This is a genomic window from Gottfriedia sp. NPDC058432 (assembly GCF_042721555.1).
In the GTDB taxonomy this organism is placed as follows: Bacteria; Bacillota; Bacilli; order Bacillales; family Bacillaceae_G; genus Gottfriedia.
In genome coordinates, this window is the sequence record NZ_JBHXLC010000009.1 from 134,678 (window position 1) to 151,822 (window position 17,145).

Consider the following 17,145-nt stretch of genomic DNA (forward strand, 5'->3'; position numbering starts at 1 on the left):
TATGAAAAAATTAGAAACGAATAAAGTTTCTAGAAGAGATGCACTAAAACTTCTTGGAGTTGGCGGAGCTGGCTTACTGATCGGTGCGACTGGAATTGAAGTAGCAACTGAAAAGGTAACTAATTTCTTTTCACCAGCAAAAGCGGATGCAAAGGAGATTCTGCCATTTTATGGAAAGTACCAACAAGGAATTATTACTCCTGCTCAAGATTTTATGTATTTGGCGTCATTTCAACTAGAAACTACTTCAAAAGCAGATGTCAAAACACTGTTTAAAAAATGGACGGAAGCATCAGCATTAATGAGTGAAGGAAAAGAATTAGGAGATTCTGAATTTCCTTCATCTCCACCGGTTGATACTGGTGAGGCAACAGGTCTCCAACCGATGAAACTTACATTTACATTTGGAGTTGGATCTACATTTTTTGAACGATTATCGATTCAAGCAAGTAAACCATCGGGGTTAAAAGATTTACCGCATTTCCCTGGTGATAACTTAAGAGAAGAATGGAACGGTGGAGACATCGTAGTTCAAGTTTGTGCAAACGATCAACAAGTTGCATTTCATGGTATAAGAAACTTGATTCGTATTGGACGTGGAACTGTTAGCTTAAAATGGATGCAGCACGGCTTCCAACGTTCATCTGGAGCGGATCCTTCTGGTAGTACACCTAGAAACTTAATGGGTTTCAAAGACGGTACTGGAAATCCAAATACAAAAGATGAAAATGAAATGAATTCTCATGTTTGGGTACAAAACGGCGATGGTCCAGCTTGGTTAACTGGTGGTTCTTATTTAGTTGCAAGACGTATTCGTATACGTGTTGAGGAATGGGATCGTAGTTCTTTAATAGATCAAGAACAAACATTTGGACGTCATAGAGCAACTGGTGCACCAATTGGTGAAAGAGATGAATTTTCTAAAATAGATTTAAAGAAAACAGATGATAATGGTAAATTATTAATTCCTGCAGATTCACATGTTGCTTTAGCAAGAGGAAATGGAAAAATAAAAATTTTAAGAAGATCATATTCTTATACTGACGGACTAGATATCCAAACGGGAAAATTAGATGCAGGCTTACTATTTGTTAGTTTCCAAAGAGACTTAGAAAAACAATTTATACCAATGCAAGATAAATTAGCAAAAATGGATTTATTGAATGAATACATTCAGCATAATGGTAGTGCTGTTTTTGCATGCTTCCCAGGTGTTAAGAATGGAAGATATATTGGTGAAGGATTACTCTAGGTGAATGTCATGAAAAAAAATATACTTATAATAGCTAGTTTACTATTTTTTAGTTTAATAATTAGTCCGTTTCATAAAACATTTGCTGAAACTGATATTCAAGAACAAGTACTTTCACATATTGGTAACTCGTTAACAGAAGTTAAAAATGGTGAAAAAGATAAAATAAAATCAGATTTATTAGCGATTAAAGATTTAATTAAAAATGAGAAAAAAACGTCAAAATTAAATAAGCTTGTTGACCAAGCGATTAAAGATATTGACCAAAATGATCTTGCAACAGTAAAAGATGATATTCGCGGGGTTGCTTTTGAAACCGAAAAGTGGATAGAAAATACAAATGATAAAAAAGATCTTTCTCAAATTAATCTTACTAAACTAGTATCTCATTTAAATAATGTTAAAACTTTATCAAATGAATCGAATTGGGCAAAAGCACAATCTGAATATAAGCTTTTTGAAATAGAATGGTCAAAAGTAGAAAATGATGTAAGAAAAGCAAACAGTGGATTTTATGGTTCAATCGAAGCAAATATGATTACTTCAAGGTCAACTTTGTTTACTGAAAATCCTTCAATTGCTAAAGTAAATGATTCTTTTACTAAATTAATTGATGTTTTGAATAATCCAAGTAGTGACTCAACAAAAGAAGTAAGTATTGAGAAAGCAATTAAACTACTAAATCAAACAATCAATTATGTAGAATCAAATGATACAGGAAAAGCGCAAACTACATTTAATGAATTTATACAAGATTGGCCTTATGTTGAAGTAATGGTTCAATCAAATTCAATGGAATTATATAAGAAAATTGAAAATGATACATCCATTGCACTAACCAGGTTAACAGAAAAGCCTAAATCTGCTACAACTATGAAAACATTAAAAGAAATTCAAAACAATTTAAACTTAGCTACAAAGAAAACATCTTATACGATGTTTGATGCAGGGACAATTGTATTTCGTGAAGGTTTAGAGGCTTTAATTATTATTTCTGCTTTACTAGCATTAGTTTCAAAAGGTAATCAAGAATCAGCACGTAAGTGGATCTTTGTAGGTGGTGGTTTTGGTATTCTAGCTAGTTTAGTAGCCGGTTTATTATTCCAGTTCTTATTATCAAAAATCTCAGCTGGAATTAGCAATCAATTAATTGAAGGAATCTCTGGTCTTATTGCTGTTCTTTTCATGTTGACAGTTGGGTTATGGTTGCATAAACAATCTCGTCAACAAGAATATGGTAGTAAGTTGAAAGAAAAAGCAAAAGCTGCTATTGCGGGCGGAGGAATACTTTCATTAAGCTTACTTTCATTTTTTGCTGTATTTAGAGAAGGTGCCGAAACTGTCGTATTTTATATAGGTATGAGTTCTTCAATTACAGTGAAAGAATTGATTACTGGTTTTGCAGGTGGAATCATTTTACTTGTTATTATTGGAATCTTTATCTTAAAAGGAAGTAAATTCATTCCGTTAAAACCGTTTTTTACAATTGCAAGTTTATGTATTTATTACTTAACGTTTAAATTCATTGGTCAAAGTATTCATGCATTACAAGGAATTGGCTACTTGCCTGACCATATGAGTACTATTTTTCCAACAATACCTAAATTAGGGATTTATCCTTCCCTAGAAAGTATCATTCCACAACTAATTTTATTACTATTTGTCATTTGGTTGTTTGTTGGAACAAGAATCAAAAACAATAATAAATCAATTGCTGCTTAATTTACGTTAAGAAAACAGACATGATTGTCATTAATATAGACAATTAATGTCTGTTTTTTCTCGTCTTTTCTGCGTATTTATTATCCAATCAGATTTACAGAATAGATATAATAAAAAATTGGTAAATTATGAGCTAAAATATTTAAAAATTCTTTTAAAAGAGATAAGATAAGATTAAAGAAATATGAAGGTTTCACATAATGATATTATGTAAACTAGGTAATGTAAGGAGGATTTAAAATGATTCAAAAAGCTACTTTTGCAGGTGGTTGTTTTTGGTGTATGGTAACACCGTTTGAGGATTTACCTGGTATACATGGTATTGTTTCAGGTTATATGGGTGGAGAACTAGAAAACCCTACGTATGAAGAGGTTAAAAAGGGGACTACTGGTCATTATGAAGTGGTTCAAATTACGTTTGATGATGAATTATTTTCATACAAAAAACTATTAGAATTATTTTGGCCGCAAATTGATCCAACAGATCCAGATGGTCAATTCCAAGATAGAGGTTCACAATACCGTGCCGCAATCTTTGTTCATAATGATTCACAGCTTAAGGAAGCAATGGAATCAAAAGAAAAATTAATTGGAAGTAATATTTTTAAGAAACCGATTGTAACCGAAATATTACAAGCAACTACTTTTTATGAGGCTGAAGAATATCACCAGGACTATCATAAAAAAAATCCAAAACACTATAAAGAAGACAGAGCGATGTCTGGAAGAGACGAATTTATTGAATCAAATTGGAAAAAGTAGGCAAGGAAATAATAGAAGCTCCATTAGAGCTTCTATTATTTTTAAGGAAGCATAGGAATATTTATCTATTCTAATAAAATTCAATCCTTAAATCTGCTCTCGAATGGAGGTATACTATGGAAACAAATCGGAAGTTAGTGACAATCGGTTTGTTGGTAGCTGTTACATTGTCTGCGATTGAAGGGACGATTATAACTACTGCCACACCTACGATCACTACGGAATTATCTGGTGTTAAGTTGATGAGTTGGATTTTTGCAGCATATATGTTGGCAATGACTGTAACGACACCGATTTATGGAAAGTTATCAGATTTATTTGGTCGTAAAAACTTATTAATGTTTGGCATCATTTTATTTATTTTAGGTTCAGTTTTATGTGGTTTTTCACAAAATATGGGTCAATTAATATTATTTCGTACAATTCAAGGGCTAGGTGCTGGAGCTGCATTACCCTTAACAATGACGGTAATAAGTGATCTGTATCCTTACCAAGAAAGAGCTAAAGTGCAAGGGTATATTAGTGCGGTATGGGCAGTTTCAAGTGTAATTGGTCCATTAGTTGGAGGGTTTTTTGTAGACTTTATTTCGTGGCGTTATATCTTTTTTATTAATTTTCCATTTGGAATCATTTCTATTATTCTATTTTGGAAATATTATCATCAAAAAATTGACCGTAAAAAAACAATTTCAATTGATTATTTAGGGTCCATTCTTTTTATATTAAGTACTTTATCTGCTTTATATGCTTTAGTAGTAGGAGGAGAGCAACATAACTGGACTTCTCCAAATTTATTATTCCTTTTTGCATTTGCAATCATTTTATTTGGGTTATTTCTTTATATTGAAACAAGAGCAAAGGAACCATTATTACCACTATCTTTATTCAAAATCCGTCATTTAGTCGTAACATATGCAGCAATGTTTATCGCACATGCACTTCTAATATCGATTGAGGTATATTTACCTGTTTATAATCAAAGTGTGTTTGGTTTAAGTGCGACACAGTCAGGTTTAATGTTAATTCCTCTTTCATTTGCTTGGACATTAGGTTCGTTTCTATCTGGTCGTTTCATTAAGAAAATGAAGGCAAAAAACATTATCCTAATAGGTGCTTTCTTATGTATTATAGGTGCATTAGGGATGAATTTTTTCCATGATTCGAAACTATTAATTTATCCATTTAATGCATTTTTAGGACTTGGCTTTGGGTTATCTTTTCCAATTTATATGATCCTTATTTCATCAGCTGTAGGAATGAACCAACGTGGTATTGCAATTGCCGCAAATTCCTTTTTAAATACTTTTTCGCAAACAATTACAGTTGCTGTGTTAGGAACGATTTTTACGATTAAGGCATCCGAAGTTTTGAATGGTCATAAATTAGTTCTAAATGCTCAAAATCAAATCAATCATCTTTCGACAGTAAAAGCTGTAACGGCTGGTTTTGAAATCATCACTTTATTTATGGCGGTATTTAGTATTATTACGTTTATTTTCGTCTTATTTTTACCGTCTGAACAATCTGAAGAAAAAAACGTTGAAATAGCACACTAATATAGAAAAAGAAAGCTGGGAGAGAATGAACAACACACTTAAAGGGATTTTGTACGGTGTTCTCGCGTATGTGGTATGGGGTGTCTTACCAATTTATTGGAAACTAATTCAAGATATTTCTCCTTTTGAAATATTAACACATCGTATTATTTGGTCTTTTGTAACGTTAATACTTTTCATTCTTCTTACAAAAAAATTAAAGCAATTTAAAATAACTTGGAAGCAGATTGTAAGTAATAAAAAAGTATTGGTCTCAATGATTGCTATTTCACTATTAATTAGTACCAATTGGCTAATCTATATTTGGGCAGTCAATTCAAATCATATTCTTGATGCAAGTTTAGGCTATTATATTAATCCATTAGTTAGTATTATACTTGGTGTGATCGTATTAAAAGAGTCATTGTCAATTTGGCAAATCGTTTCAGTTTGTTTAGCAACAATAGGTGTAGGATATTTAACAATCATGTCAGGTACATTACCAATCGTAGCAATATTATTATCTTTAACATTTGCCTTTTACGGATTATTGAAAAAGATTTTAAATATCGATTCTTTTTTAAGCCTTACAATAGAGACATTATTAATTTTTCCAGTAGCCTTACTTTATTTTGGTTTCCTAGCTTATAAAGGCCAAGCAGGACTTGTACAAAGTGCACCAATTGAGCAATTATTAATAGTAGGTGCTGGATTAGTAACAATCATTCCTTTATTATTTTTCGGTAAAGCAGCACAATTAATACCGTATACTTATGTTGGTTTTTTACAATTTATTTCACCAACAATTAGTTTATTAATAGGGATTTTATTATACGATGAAAGTTTTTCAAAGAAAGACTTTATCTCATTTTCATTTATTTGGTTAGCATGTGTCGTATTTGCGATCTCAACTACACCGTTTATGAAATCAATTGAACAAAAACTTAAAAATCGAAATAAGAAGCAATCAATATCTGCCTAAAAATATATTATTTTTGTAGCATTGAAAGGAGTAAAAATGGCTGTTAGTAAAACGAATGCAATGAGAATGTTAGATTCAAAAAAAGTTAGCTACACAACCTTAAATTATGAGTCGAATGATGGGAAAATTGATGGGGTTTCTGTAGCAAATAAAATAAATAAAGATCCCGAATTAGTTTATAAAACACTTGTATCAATCAGTCAATCCAAGGCGATTTATGTATTTGTCATACCAGTTGAAAAAGAATTAGATTTAAAATTAGCCGCAAAAGCTGCTGGAGAAAAGAAAGTAGAATTATTACCAGTGAAAGACCTTTTAGCAAGTACTGGGTATGTTCGAGGTGGCTGTTCACCGATTGGAATGAAAAAGCAATACCCTACTTTCATTGAAGAATCTGTTAATGATATAGAAGAGATTATTGTTAGCGGTGGAAAAATAGGTATACAACTTCAATTGAATGCAAAAGATTTAATACAAACAACTCGTAGCAAAATAGCAAAAATTTCAAAATAAACGAGTCTTATGAGGGATCTAAATGGTAGGGTATTTTATGTTTTATCTAGTAATCGTAAACATTATTTCATTCGCAATTATGGGAATTGATAAGTCTCGTGCAAAAAGAAAAGCATGGAGAATTCCTGAACGCATATTATTTTTATTTGCAATTATCGGAGGTTCGATTGGTTCAATTTTAGGAATGTATTATTTTAGACATAAAACAAAGCATCCAAAATTTGTTTTTGGTTATTGGATCATCCTATTTATCCAATTTGTAGTCTATTTTTTCTTCCTATAATTTAGTGGGATAGTCTTACCTTAATTGTATAAAATATTTTTATGACAATTTAAGGAGGCGAAAGAAATGGGACGTGGAAATGGTGGAAGAAAAAATAACGGCGGTCAAAAACAACCAAACTACGAAGATAAATCAAATTTATCTGAATCAAAAAAAGCACAAAAGTAAAAAAGTTAGCCTGTGATCACTTGGTTGATGCAGGCTTTCTTATTGGAAATGGGGAATAACAAATGCAAAACGAATGGTTTTCAAGAATTAAAGGAATAGATATAGATGAAGTCTCAAATGAAAATATGACAATCTATTTTATAAAAGAAGAAGATTTAAATGAGGCTAAAAAGGACTTAAGTAAAAAAATACAATGGCCAGAAAATTGGTTAATAATTGGCTTCGATGACGAAACGGATGATGTTATTTTTATCAACGAGGAATCAGGGGAAGTATGCACTACTTATGAATTTGAACGAAAATGGGAAGTCGTAACACTGTATTCAAGTTTGAATGAATTTTTAGCTGCATATGGATATTGAGTTTTAATAAAAACTAAGGGTGTTCCAAAGCTGAAATATGGATGGGACCCCTGTATTTTATGGGTAGTTAAGTGTAATTTGCAAATAAGTAATCTATCTGTGCAAATAAATGATGAAAAGCTGCAAAAAAACAGTGAACTGCAAATAAAAATTCGAAAATCGCAAATAAAAAAAATAATTACCTTTACCAGTTAGGGTATTATGTCCTTATATTTTTAAAATAGTTGATATGAATATGAAACTAGTAAAAAAGTTTGAATTCTTACTAAATCTAATAAAAATCTATTCATTCTTTTAAAAAAAGATCGAATATATCACCTACAAACGAAAAGCGGTGTTGAGATACCCCTAATTACTGCTATTAAGTATAAGTTTGCTTTAGTTTTAGTTAAAATGGAACAAAAAAGCCATATCATTGATATGGCTTAAAACTTAAGTTTTCGACCTTTTATGAAAATCAAAACTTTATATTTAATTGATTTTTTAAATAAGTAAGTAATTCTGGATGTTTTTCCTTTGACCAATACATCATTTCTTGCCCTTGGCCATTAGAAGTTACTTTCTTTCCATTTGGCTTTTGAAAAATTATCCTTCCATCATTAAAAAAATTCATTATATATACTTTATTGTCCATTGATTCCTTATCCGACAATACAAAGAAGTAATTCCCCTTGTTATTTAATTCTTTGTTTTTCTTCATTAATTCTTCTTTTGAAGGCTGAACTACTTCCATTTTGTTTACTTTTTCGATAAACGCTTCAATTTTTTTATTATCCTTTATAGTCATTGATGTTTTCTCAGAGGATACTCCTTTATTAACACCTTGAACCATTAAAATAACATATTCACTTGAATTTGGAATTTCTAAAATTTTATCATCAGACTTTGATTGGCACGCACATAATAAAATTGTAATTAATATAATTACAGAAACTTTTTGTATATATTTCATTTGATATCATCTCCCCTATGTACATATACGACATTAATGATTAATTTCCTTTTTTTACCATTATAATAGGAGTTTTAATAAAAAAAGAGGTGCCCCAGTGTCAGCTAACCTGACTTCTGAGACAGCCTCTTTAATTACATTGATAAGTTTTGATTTTCGTTCACTAACTCTACTTTAGATTTTTTATCTTTATACAATAATCTACCAAGAATTAAGAGCGAAACCGTTCCAAATATTAAAACCATATATTGTAAACCAATTGTATCTAAAAATAATCCTGTACTTAATAGTACGATTTGAAATGTTACACGGTCATACATACTTCTAAATGAGAAAAGTCGACCATGATAAGATTTGTCAATTGAAGTTTGGAAAACAGTTGAACAAACAGGAAAGAAGCAACCAACTGAAAATCCGAAAATTGCAAATGAGATAAGTGTCAACCAATGGTGATCTGCAAAGAAAAGTGATAGCTGAGCAAAAGCTACTAAAAAAGTTGAAAAGTATAGTAATTGTTTATTCGTATACTTTTTTGTTAATCGTTTAATGACAAATGCTCCAATCATGAATGAGATACCTTCACTTGTATAAATAAGGCCTTTGATTGAAGGATCATGTTGAATATCACTTATTTCAATTACCATTAAATTAAATCCACCAAGGAATAGTACCGGGACTAAGTTCAAGATAAATAAATTTAAGATTGTTGGACTTTTTCTAATAAGTGCAAATATTTCAGCAAATCCTTTGTCAGTTTTAGATTTATTTGTTTTTTCTACATTCATTGGTTTGATCGATGGTTCTTCAATTCGTAAAAAGAACGTCATTAAAAATAAAAATGCATATGCTAACATACTCATTCCGTATACATTTGTGAGACTAGTTGATACAACTAAAATACCACCAATTGAAGTTCCGGCAATTCTTGATATTGTAGAAATATTCATATGAATACCGTTTAAAGTTAATAACTGTTCGTTTTTCACAATCATTGGTATGACAGCTTGAAGCGCTGGGAAGTAAAATGCAGCAGAAATTTGTAGCATAACTAAAAATAAGACCATGAAAATAATACTTCCGTATTGAATTGCGAAAAACATAAGAATCACACTTAACGTACGACCTAAACCACTAATTAATAAAATCCTTTTCTTTGAATATTGATCAATTAATCGTCCAGCCAACGGACCAACAATAACTCCTGCTAATAAACCGAAAAAAAGAATTAACGATTTAAAGAAATCAGAAGGTATATGTTTTTGCATAAATTCTAAATTTCCGATAATTCCGAACCAAAGACCTATACCGGCTCCAAATTCACCGAACAACACGATCCAAACGTTTCGGTTTTTCCACATAAAAATTTCTCCCCATTTAACCTAATATAATTCGACAAAATCTATTATCTCATCAATAGTTAAAAAAGACTATGTAAAATCGAAATAAAAATAGAAAAAGTAGTTTATAGGTATCGATTAATTGGGGTGTCGAAGTGCTTAATCAGTTAAATGGTAGGTTAGTGACTCAAGAAAAGGATTAAATAGAAATAGATTAGTGAAATAAGAAGGGTATTGTTGAATTTGAATTAATAAATTAAAATTTTCATAAAGTTAATTATTACATAGGGGATAAAAATGAATAATACTTATAAAAACTTATTTGATGAATATGTAAAAGAACTAGATAAAGCTGTCTCATTTGAAGAAGATAAATTGGATTTTATTAGAGAAAAAATGTTAATTGAAGGAAAATCAGAGGTAGAAATTGAGAATTATATTATTGGGAATTTTGACCCTATATGTTGTTCAGGAAGAGTTATTGCAGTGTTTAGGAAATATTGGTTAAAATGCAATGACTTAAATGTTAATTACAAAAATAATGGTTCTGATGAATATATTAACCCTAAGGTCTTTACTATTGACTGGCTTTCAAATGATGGAGACCCTTATGAATTAGTTGAATTAATGAATGGTATGCCTTACTTTCCAATTGGAATAGATGAAAATGGCGATTATTGTTAAATTTCCATTATTTTATAAATAATAGTTTCGCAAGTTCATTTTGGACATTTCTAAAGGCTGATTTAACTAACGTATTGTATTTTTCCCACCATTTGGAGATTATTTTTTGAGGAGAAAAAAATGAAGAATAATAAAGAGAAAATCGATACTTTAATGATTGAATTAGGATTTGAAAAAATAAAAGTGAACAATGTCTTAAACTATTTTTTAAAAGGATCTTATTATAAAGTAAACTATTGTGATGAACTAAAATCATATATCATTGAAACTGCAAGTAGTTTAACTGAAGCAGAAAATAATGTGTATGAAGATTCTGATGTATATCCAAACTCACTTGGAGAAAAGAAAATTCTTGAAGAACTTCGCAAAGACTTAATTTGGTTTTACATTAGTGATTAAAGAACTTATGCAACTAATGAGATGCGATAGTTGAAGATTAAGTTGGTAATCTTATATCATATAACTTATTTAATCCAACAAAAAGAAACATAATTCCTGCTAACATACAGGCATCCAAATTATGGGTTCCTTTCTTTTATCATATAGGTATTAAGAGTATCCTTCAAGAGAAAAATAAAGGAAGAAATTACAAAGGAGATACCAAAAAGTTGAACATAAAATACTTAGATTTACTGGCTCATAAATATGATAGTGAAGAAAAAGTTGTAACTGAGATTATTAATCTTGAAGCCACTCTCAATCTGCCAAAGGGAACAGAGCATTTTGTTAGTGACTTACACGGTGAATATCAAGCTTTTCAACATGTGTTAAGAAATGGTTCGGGTAGAGTGAAAGAGAAAATAAGGGACCTATTTCAAGATGAACTATCTGATATGGAAATAAATGAATTTGCAACGTTAGTTTATTATCCTGAAGAAAAATTAAAGTTAATTAGAAATAAGTGTGTAAATAAACAAGAGTTACAACAGTGGTACACAGAAACCATTGACCGTATGATCAAGCTAATTTCTTATTCCTCAACTAAATATACACGCTCAAAATTACATAAAGCATTGCCTCAAGAGTTTGTTTATATAATAGAAGAGCTACTTTACAAAATAGATGAATCGATCGATAAGAAACAATATTATTCAAAAATAGTCCAGCAAATTATTTCTCTTGGTCAGGCAGATAAGCTCATTACAGGTCTGGCCTATTCTACTCAGCGGTTAGTAGTTGACCATCTTCATGTCGTGGGTGATATTTATGATCGCGGACCTGAACCTGATAAAATTATGGACACTTTAATTAATTATCATTCTGTTGATATTCAATGGGGAAATCATGATGTCTTATGGATCGGTGCCTTTGCTGGATCAAAGGTTTGTCTAGCTAATATTATTCGAATCTGTGCTCGATACGACAATTTAAATATAATAGAAGATGTGTATGGAATAAATCTTATACCACTTTTAAATCTTGCAGAAAAGTACTATGTGGACAATCTAGCGTTTAGACCAAAGAGCAATTCGGATAAAAAAAAGTCTGATCATGAAATTTTGCAAATCACTAAAATCCATCAAGCGATTGCAATTATTCAATTTAAGCTTGAAATGCCAATCATAAAGCGACGCCCGTATTTTAATATGTCAGAAAGGACTTTACTTGAGAAAATTAATTATGACCAAAATGAAATAACAATTAATGGGGAAACTTATCCATTAGAAAATACTTGCTTTGCAACTATAAATCCAGATAATCCTAGTGAATTATTAAAGGAAGAAGAGCAAGTTTTGGACAGACTATTGTTTTTTGTCCAGCATTCAGAAAAGTTGGCCAGACATATGAATTTTCTCATGAAGAAAGGCAGTCTTTATTTGAAGTATAATGGGAACTTATTAATACATGGATGCATCCCAATCGATGAAAATGGAAATATGGAAAAAATGTTAATTGAAAATCATACCTATGCAGGTCGTGATTTACTTGATATTTTTGAACATTATTTACGACATGCTTTTGCACATCCTGAAGAGATGGATGATCTCGCAACAGATATGGTCTGGTATTTATGGACAGGAGAATATTCATCATTATTTGGAAAAAGAGCAATGACGACCTTTGAAAGGTATTTTATAAAAGATAAACAAACCCATAAAGAGATTAAGAATCCCTATTACCATTTACGAGAAAAAGAGGAAATCTGCAGTAAAATTCTAGCAGAAATGGATCTTAATCCAAAAGTTGGTCATATAATAAACGGCCATACACCTGTTAAAGAAATAAAAGGAGAAAATCCAATTAAAGCAAACGGAAAGTTGATAGTCATTGATGGAGGATTTTCCAAGGCTTATCAATCAACAACTGGTATTGCTGGATACACTCTATTATATAATTCCTGTGGTATACAACTTGTTGCACATGAAAAATTTAATTCAAAAAAAGATGTTCTACTTAAAGGATCAGATGTTTTATCCGTCAAAAGGTTGGTGGGAAAAGAACTCGAGAGAAAAAAGGTTCTAGAAACTAATGAGGGAGAGCGATTATTACAGGAAATATCCGTTTTAAAAAGTCTGTTGGAAAATCGCTATAGGAGTTTAGATCACTCATTACAATCTAACGATTAAAGACTTTTATAAGCATAAAAGCACCATGAACTTTATTAAATCATGTTAAGCAGCTAAAAATACTGAATGTGGTAGTCATTTTAATCTCAATGTTAAACATTTAGTAAGAAGATCATTTTATTGATGGTCTTGTTTTTAGTACAAGTAGAAAATACACATTATATTTAAACTTTAAAAAATAAAGTTGACACTCTTAACTGTTAAACTCCATGAGGGAACTTGTGAATGGTGTTAAGTATGATCTTGAATCGATGATAGACGAGATTCTACTTCGTTGAAAAATGCTATTTTCAAATGCTCCAAAAATAATAACGTTTTGATCTAAAATAAAATATCCTAAACACATGTTTTAGTTGAAGAACACGAGTTGCTTGCAGCTCGGTTTTTTTTTGAAGAAAATGGTTGTTTAGTTACATAAGAAAGGGAATATGATTACCTTTATAGAATTATCATTATGAATCCATAACATAAGGCGGGAAATAAATGAACATTGAGAAATCAAACTAGACGATGCAGAAAATTTTGTAAAACTCATTAAAGAAGTTGAAAAACAGGCTGATTTCATGCTGTATGGAGCTGGAGAAAGAAATATTACTGCCGAAAAACAACGTAAACAGTTAGAAGTTATTGAAAAATCACCGAATTCAACCATATTTATTGCAGAAAATTCTTCTGGAATATTAGTCGGATATGCGTTTGCGATTGGGAGTAGTGCGATAAGAAAAAAACATTTAGTCTAACTTGCCATTTGAATCTTAGAGGAATACAAAGGTAAAGGTATTGGTACTAAATTATTTCAAAACATAGAAGAATGGGCAATTAAACATAGTATTTCAAGATTAGAACTAACTGTTGTAAAACAAAACGAAGCAGGTGTAGGTTTATATAAAAAAATGGGATATGAAATTGAAGGAACAAAAAGGAACTCACTAATAATAAACAGTAATAGTTTTGATGAATACTACATGGCTAAATTATTATCTTGAGTTCATATGTAACTAAAACATGCAATAGTTGAATAACACTGAGGTGCTTTATGATCAGCTCCTTTTTCACTTTCTTGAAGTAAATATTAATAAAAGGACTCTTAAAATAATATTGATGAACTTATGAAAAGAGGATTAAATATGATATTGGAAGCCGTTATGCTACAAGTTAAGCAAGGTATGGAAGAGGACTATGAAGAAGCATTTCGTGGTGCATCACAAATAATTTCTTCAATGAAAGGCTACATATCTCACGAATTACAACGTTGTATAGAAGTAAAGGGGAAATATTTACTACTAGTTCAATGGGAAACATTAGAAGACCATACAGTTGGTTTTAGACAATCTAACGAGTATCAAGAATGGAAAAAGCAATTACATCATTTTTATGATCCATTTCCGACTGTTGAACATTATAATTGGGTTAAACTTTAGTAAATCTTATTCAGCTACTTGGATGTACGATCTAAACTTCGATTCACTGTGGTGAATTTGAGGATTCATGGTTGGCTAAGGCATGCGATAGTTGAAAAGGAATTGACTGCTTCGGTGTTTTTTAAAATTAAAGTAAATGTCAGTTTAGTTGAAGATGGATTTTCTAAAATTCTATTAAATATGCAAAAATACTCCAAGTTACAGAAGTCAATCTTAGCTGTATAATTAGCCTATTATTAAACATGAGACTAGATAAACTATCAGGAGGATTATTAGGGGGATCAACTGGATACTTCGATTAGGACTGATAATTACAGGTGGTCTTCTATTCATACAAGGAATGATCACAAATGAAAAAAATAAAGAAAACTTATGGAATGCTACAGATATAACTGTATACGCAAATGAGTTTTTAGGCTGTATCGGGTTTATAATTACATTTTTTCTTGGAGGTTTTTTAAAATTTTTGCCTGCTTGGTTAGTAAAATCACTATGGTTTTCATTAGGAATTGGATTTATAATTCTTGGATTTACTTTCAAATTTAGAATTTCTTTTAAATTATTGATCTAAAGAGGAATCCAAGAATTAAAACGATTAATTTCATTCCTTATTAGAATAGTATCTTTTAAATTTATAAGAGGAGAAAAATATGAAAAAAGAAGCATTTCGAATTAACGGCTACATCGTGTTGGTATTAATAATAGGATTATTATTGTTTGGAGGGATAATTTCTTTAACTAGTGGTAATGCATTTTTCATGATTGCTTCATTTTTATTCGTTTGTTTGATTTCATCTGGATTTGTAATTAACCAACCTAAAGTAGCAGTTGCTATGGTATTTATGGGGAAATATTTAGGGACAATCTACGAGGATGGATTCTATTGTACTATTCCATTTACAAGTAAATCAAAAGTTAATCTAAAGGCTGTTAACTTCAATAGCGATGTATTGAAAGTAAATGACATCGATGGGAATCCAATCGAGATTGCAGCGGTTGTAGTATATAGTGTAGTTGATGTTGAAAAAGCATTGTTTGATGTTGCAGATTATCAAAAATTTGTAATGATTCAAAGTGAGACAGCAATTCGTCATATTGCAACGAAATATGCTTATGACACGACAAATAAAGAAGAATATTCTTTAAGAGGGAATGCAGAAGAGATTGCAGTAGAATTACAAAATGAGTTACAAGAAAGACTTCAAAAAAGCGGAGTAAAAGTTCAAGAAGCTCGATTAAGTCATCTTGCTTATGCTCCTGAGATAGCAAGTAGTATGCTACAAAGACAACAAGCGAAAGCTGTTGTTCAAGCTAAAAGAGAAATAGTAGAAGGCGCTGTTGGTATGGTGGAAGATGCCTTGAAAATGCTTGAAGAAAAAGGATTATTAACTGCAACAGATAGTCAAAAAGCCGATATGGTTACTAGTCTACTTGTAACAATTATTTCTGAAAAAGGTGCACAACCTATATTAAGTACAATGAAAAAATAGAAATTAAAAAATTGTGGTTTCTATTTTAAGTTCAAATATACATATAAAAAAGAAGGACTACCTAGGTAGTTTTTTTTATTGGACTAATTTCATTATCTTAATAATGGCATTTCTTCTTATTTTTTCTCCTATAAAAACAGGAGCAGTTACTGTAGAAAATAATCCGCTTGTTTAATTAATTGACACGATGTACATAACTTCACATTTTCTAGTGTTTAATGTATAATATGAATATCCTAGGTAAACTTAAATGTTTTTGTAAACACTATTTTTTTAATAAATGAGATAGATATTTAATCTTTTTGAGAGGATGATTATGATGGGACGTTTAGCAGGTAAAGTAGCAATTATCACTGGTGCAGCTCTTGGAATGGGGGCATCAGAAGCAAAACTTTTTGCTAAAGAAGGAGCAAAAGTAATCGCAACAGATATTAAACAAGATGCGTTAAATGAGTTAATTAATGAAATTAAAGCAGATGGTGGAGATGCAATCGGTTTAAAGCATAATGTTACATCTGAGAAAGAATGGAAAATTGTAATCCAAGAAGCAATAAATCATTACGGTAAAATAGACGTATTAGTGAATAATGCTGGTGTAGCTAGTCCAAAAACGATGGCTCAAATGGAAATGGATGAATGGAATAAAGTAATGGATATTAATTTAAATGGCTGTGTTCTTGGAATGAAACATGTCATTCCAGAGATGCAAAAAGTCGGTGGTGGTTCTTTGATTAATATTTCATCTATTGGTGGGATAGTAGGTATGGCTGGATCAAGCCCATATACTGCTGCAAAAGGTGCATTACGTTCTTTATCAAAATCAGCTGCTGTAGAATATGGAAAAGATAAAATTAGAGTGAATTCCGTTCACCCTGGTATTATTGAGACACCAATGACAGCTGAATCGTTTAAAGAGGCTTTACCATATTATCAAACGTTTACTCAACTTCCTTATTTCGGAAAACCTGAAGATGTTGCGTATGGAGTACTATTCCTTGCATCTGATGAATCACGCTTTATGACCGGAGCTGAACTTGTTATTGATGGTGGTTGGACAGCCCTATAATTTATTGCGATTACGGATAGAATGACGGCTGTGCTAGAAAGAATTTATA

At 30.9% G+C, this 17,145-nt stretch carries 18 protein-coding genes; 16 read left to right on the plus strand and 2 right to left on the minus strand.

Translation table 11 applies throughout. The features are described from left to right. Position 1: 1 nt before the first annotated feature. The 8 genes from efeB (at position 2) to ACFWM3_RS11465 (ending at position 7,579) form a co-directional block, all read left to right on the plus strand. Entirely contained in the window at positions 2-1,252 is a 1,251-nt protein-coding gene (gene efeB / locus ACFWM3_RS11430; RefSeq protein WP_390311407.1) for an iron uptake transporter deferrochelatase/peroxidase subunit, read from the plus strand. A gap of 9 nt (positions 1,253-1,261) precedes the next feature. Then, positions 1,262-2,974 (plus strand): FTR1 family iron permease, encoded by a 1,713-nt coding sequence (locus tag ACFWM3_RS11435; protein WP_390311409.1) that lies wholly within the window; start codon positions 1,262-1,264, stop codon positions 2,972-2,974. 243 nt (positions 2,975-3,217) lie between these two features. After that, positions 3,218-3,736, plus strand: coding sequence for a peptide-methionine (S)-S-oxide reductase MsrA (gene msrA / locus ACFWM3_RS11440; RefSeq protein ID WP_390311453.1), 519 nt, complete (start codon positions 3,218-3,220; stop codon positions 3,734-3,736). Positions 3,737-3,852: 116 nt separating this feature from the next. Next, positions 3,853-5,292 (plus strand): MDR family MFS transporter, encoded by a 1,440-nt coding sequence (locus tag ACFWM3_RS11445; RefSeq protein ID WP_390311410.1) that lies wholly within the window; start codon positions 3,853-3,855, stop codon positions 5,290-5,292. Between the two features lie 25 nt (positions 5,293-5,317). Next, positions 5,318-6,253 carry an EamA family transporter RarD gene (gene rarD, locus ACFWM3_RS11450; RefSeq protein WP_390311411.1) on the plus strand — a complete coding sequence of 312 codons (936 nt, stop codon included), beginning with the start codon at positions 5,318-5,320 and terminating at the stop codon, positions 6,251-6,253. A gap of 36 nt (positions 6,254-6,289) precedes the next feature. Continuing rightward, positions 6,290-6,766, plus strand: a complete 477-nt coding sequence (gene ybaK / locus ACFWM3_RS11455; protein WP_390311412.1) for a Cys-tRNA(Pro) deacylase — start codon at positions 6,290-6,292, stop codon at positions 6,764-6,766. A 22-nt stretch (positions 6,767-6,788) separates the two neighbouring features. Beyond that, positions 6,789-7,049 carry a DUF1294 domain-containing protein gene (locus ACFWM3_RS11460; protein ID WP_390311413.1) on the plus strand — a complete coding sequence of 87 codons (261 nt, stop codon included), beginning with the start codon at positions 6,789-6,791 and terminating at the stop codon, positions 7,047-7,049. 230 nt (positions 7,050-7,279) lie between these two features. Continuing rightward, entirely contained in the window at positions 7,280-7,579 is a 300-nt protein-coding gene (locus ACFWM3_RS11465; RefSeq protein ID WP_390311414.1) for an SMI1/KNR4 family protein, read from the plus strand. A 457-nt stretch (positions 7,580-8,036) separates the two neighbouring features. Here ACFWM3_RS11465 and ACFWM3_RS11470 read toward each other — a convergent pair whose 3' ends face one another. Next, on the minus strand, positions 8,037-8,531 hold the full coding sequence (locus ACFWM3_RS11470; RefSeq protein ID WP_390311415.1) for a hypothetical protein: 495 nt from the start codon (positions 8,529-8,531) through the stop codon (positions 8,037-8,039). A gap of 134 nt (positions 8,532-8,665) precedes the next feature. Then, on the minus strand, positions 8,666-9,889 hold the full coding sequence (locus ACFWM3_RS11475; RefSeq protein WP_390311416.1) for an MFS transporter: 1,224 nt from the start codon (positions 9,887-9,889) through the stop codon (positions 8,666-8,668). A 276-nt stretch (positions 9,890-10,165) separates the two neighbouring features. Between ACFWM3_RS11475 and ACFWM3_RS11480 the strand changes: the two genes are divergently transcribed. From ACFWM3_RS11480 to ACFWM3_RS11515, 8 genes are all read left to right on the plus strand, one after another. Next, positions 10,166-10,552: a hypothetical protein gene (locus tag ACFWM3_RS11480; RefSeq protein WP_056477049.1), complete on the plus strand. Its 387-nt coding sequence runs from the start codon at positions 10,166-10,168 to the stop codon at positions 10,550-10,552. Positions 10,553-10,672: 120 nt separating this feature from the next. Continuing rightward, the gene (locus tag ACFWM3_RS11485; RefSeq protein WP_390311417.1) at positions 10,673-10,951 is read left to right on the plus strand and encodes a hypothetical protein; all 279 of its coding nucleotides are present in this window, start codon (positions 10,673-10,675) and stop codon (positions 10,949-10,951) included. Positions 10,952-11,160: 209 nt separating this feature from the next. After that, positions 11,161-13,119 carry a fructose-1,6-bisphosphatase gene (locus ACFWM3_RS11490; protein ID WP_390311418.1) on the plus strand — a complete coding sequence of 653 codons (1,959 nt, stop codon included), beginning with the start codon at positions 11,161-11,163 and terminating at the stop codon, positions 13,117-13,119. A 563-nt stretch (positions 13,120-13,682) separates the two neighbouring features. Continuing rightward, positions 13,683-13,859: a hypothetical protein gene (locus ACFWM3_RS11495; protein ID WP_390311419.1), complete on the plus strand. Its 177-nt coding sequence runs from the start codon at positions 13,683-13,685 to the stop codon at positions 13,857-13,859. 12 nt (positions 13,860-13,871) lie between these two features. Beyond that, positions 13,872-14,105: a GNAT family N-acetyltransferase gene (locus tag ACFWM3_RS11500; protein WP_390311454.1), complete on the plus strand. Its 234-nt coding sequence runs from the start codon at positions 13,872-13,874 to the stop codon at positions 14,103-14,105. Positions 14,106-14,246: 141 nt separating this feature from the next. After that, on the plus strand, positions 14,247-14,540 hold the full coding sequence (locus tag ACFWM3_RS11505; protein ID WP_390311420.1) for an antibiotic biosynthesis monooxygenase family protein: 294 nt from the start codon (positions 14,247-14,249) through the stop codon (positions 14,538-14,540). 650 nt (positions 14,541-15,190) lie between these two features. Next, the gene (locus ACFWM3_RS11510; protein ID WP_390311421.1) at positions 15,191-16,030 is read left to right on the plus strand and encodes an SPFH domain-containing protein; all 840 of its coding nucleotides are present in this window, start codon (positions 15,191-15,193) and stop codon (positions 16,028-16,030) included. A 319-nt stretch (positions 16,031-16,349) separates the two neighbouring features. Next, on the plus strand, positions 16,350-17,096 hold the full coding sequence (locus tag ACFWM3_RS11515) for an SDR family NAD(P)-dependent oxidoreductase (protein WP_390311455.1): 747 nt from the start codon (positions 16,350-16,352) through the stop codon (positions 17,094-17,096). The last annotated feature ends 49 nt before the right edge of the window (positions 17,097-17,145 follow it).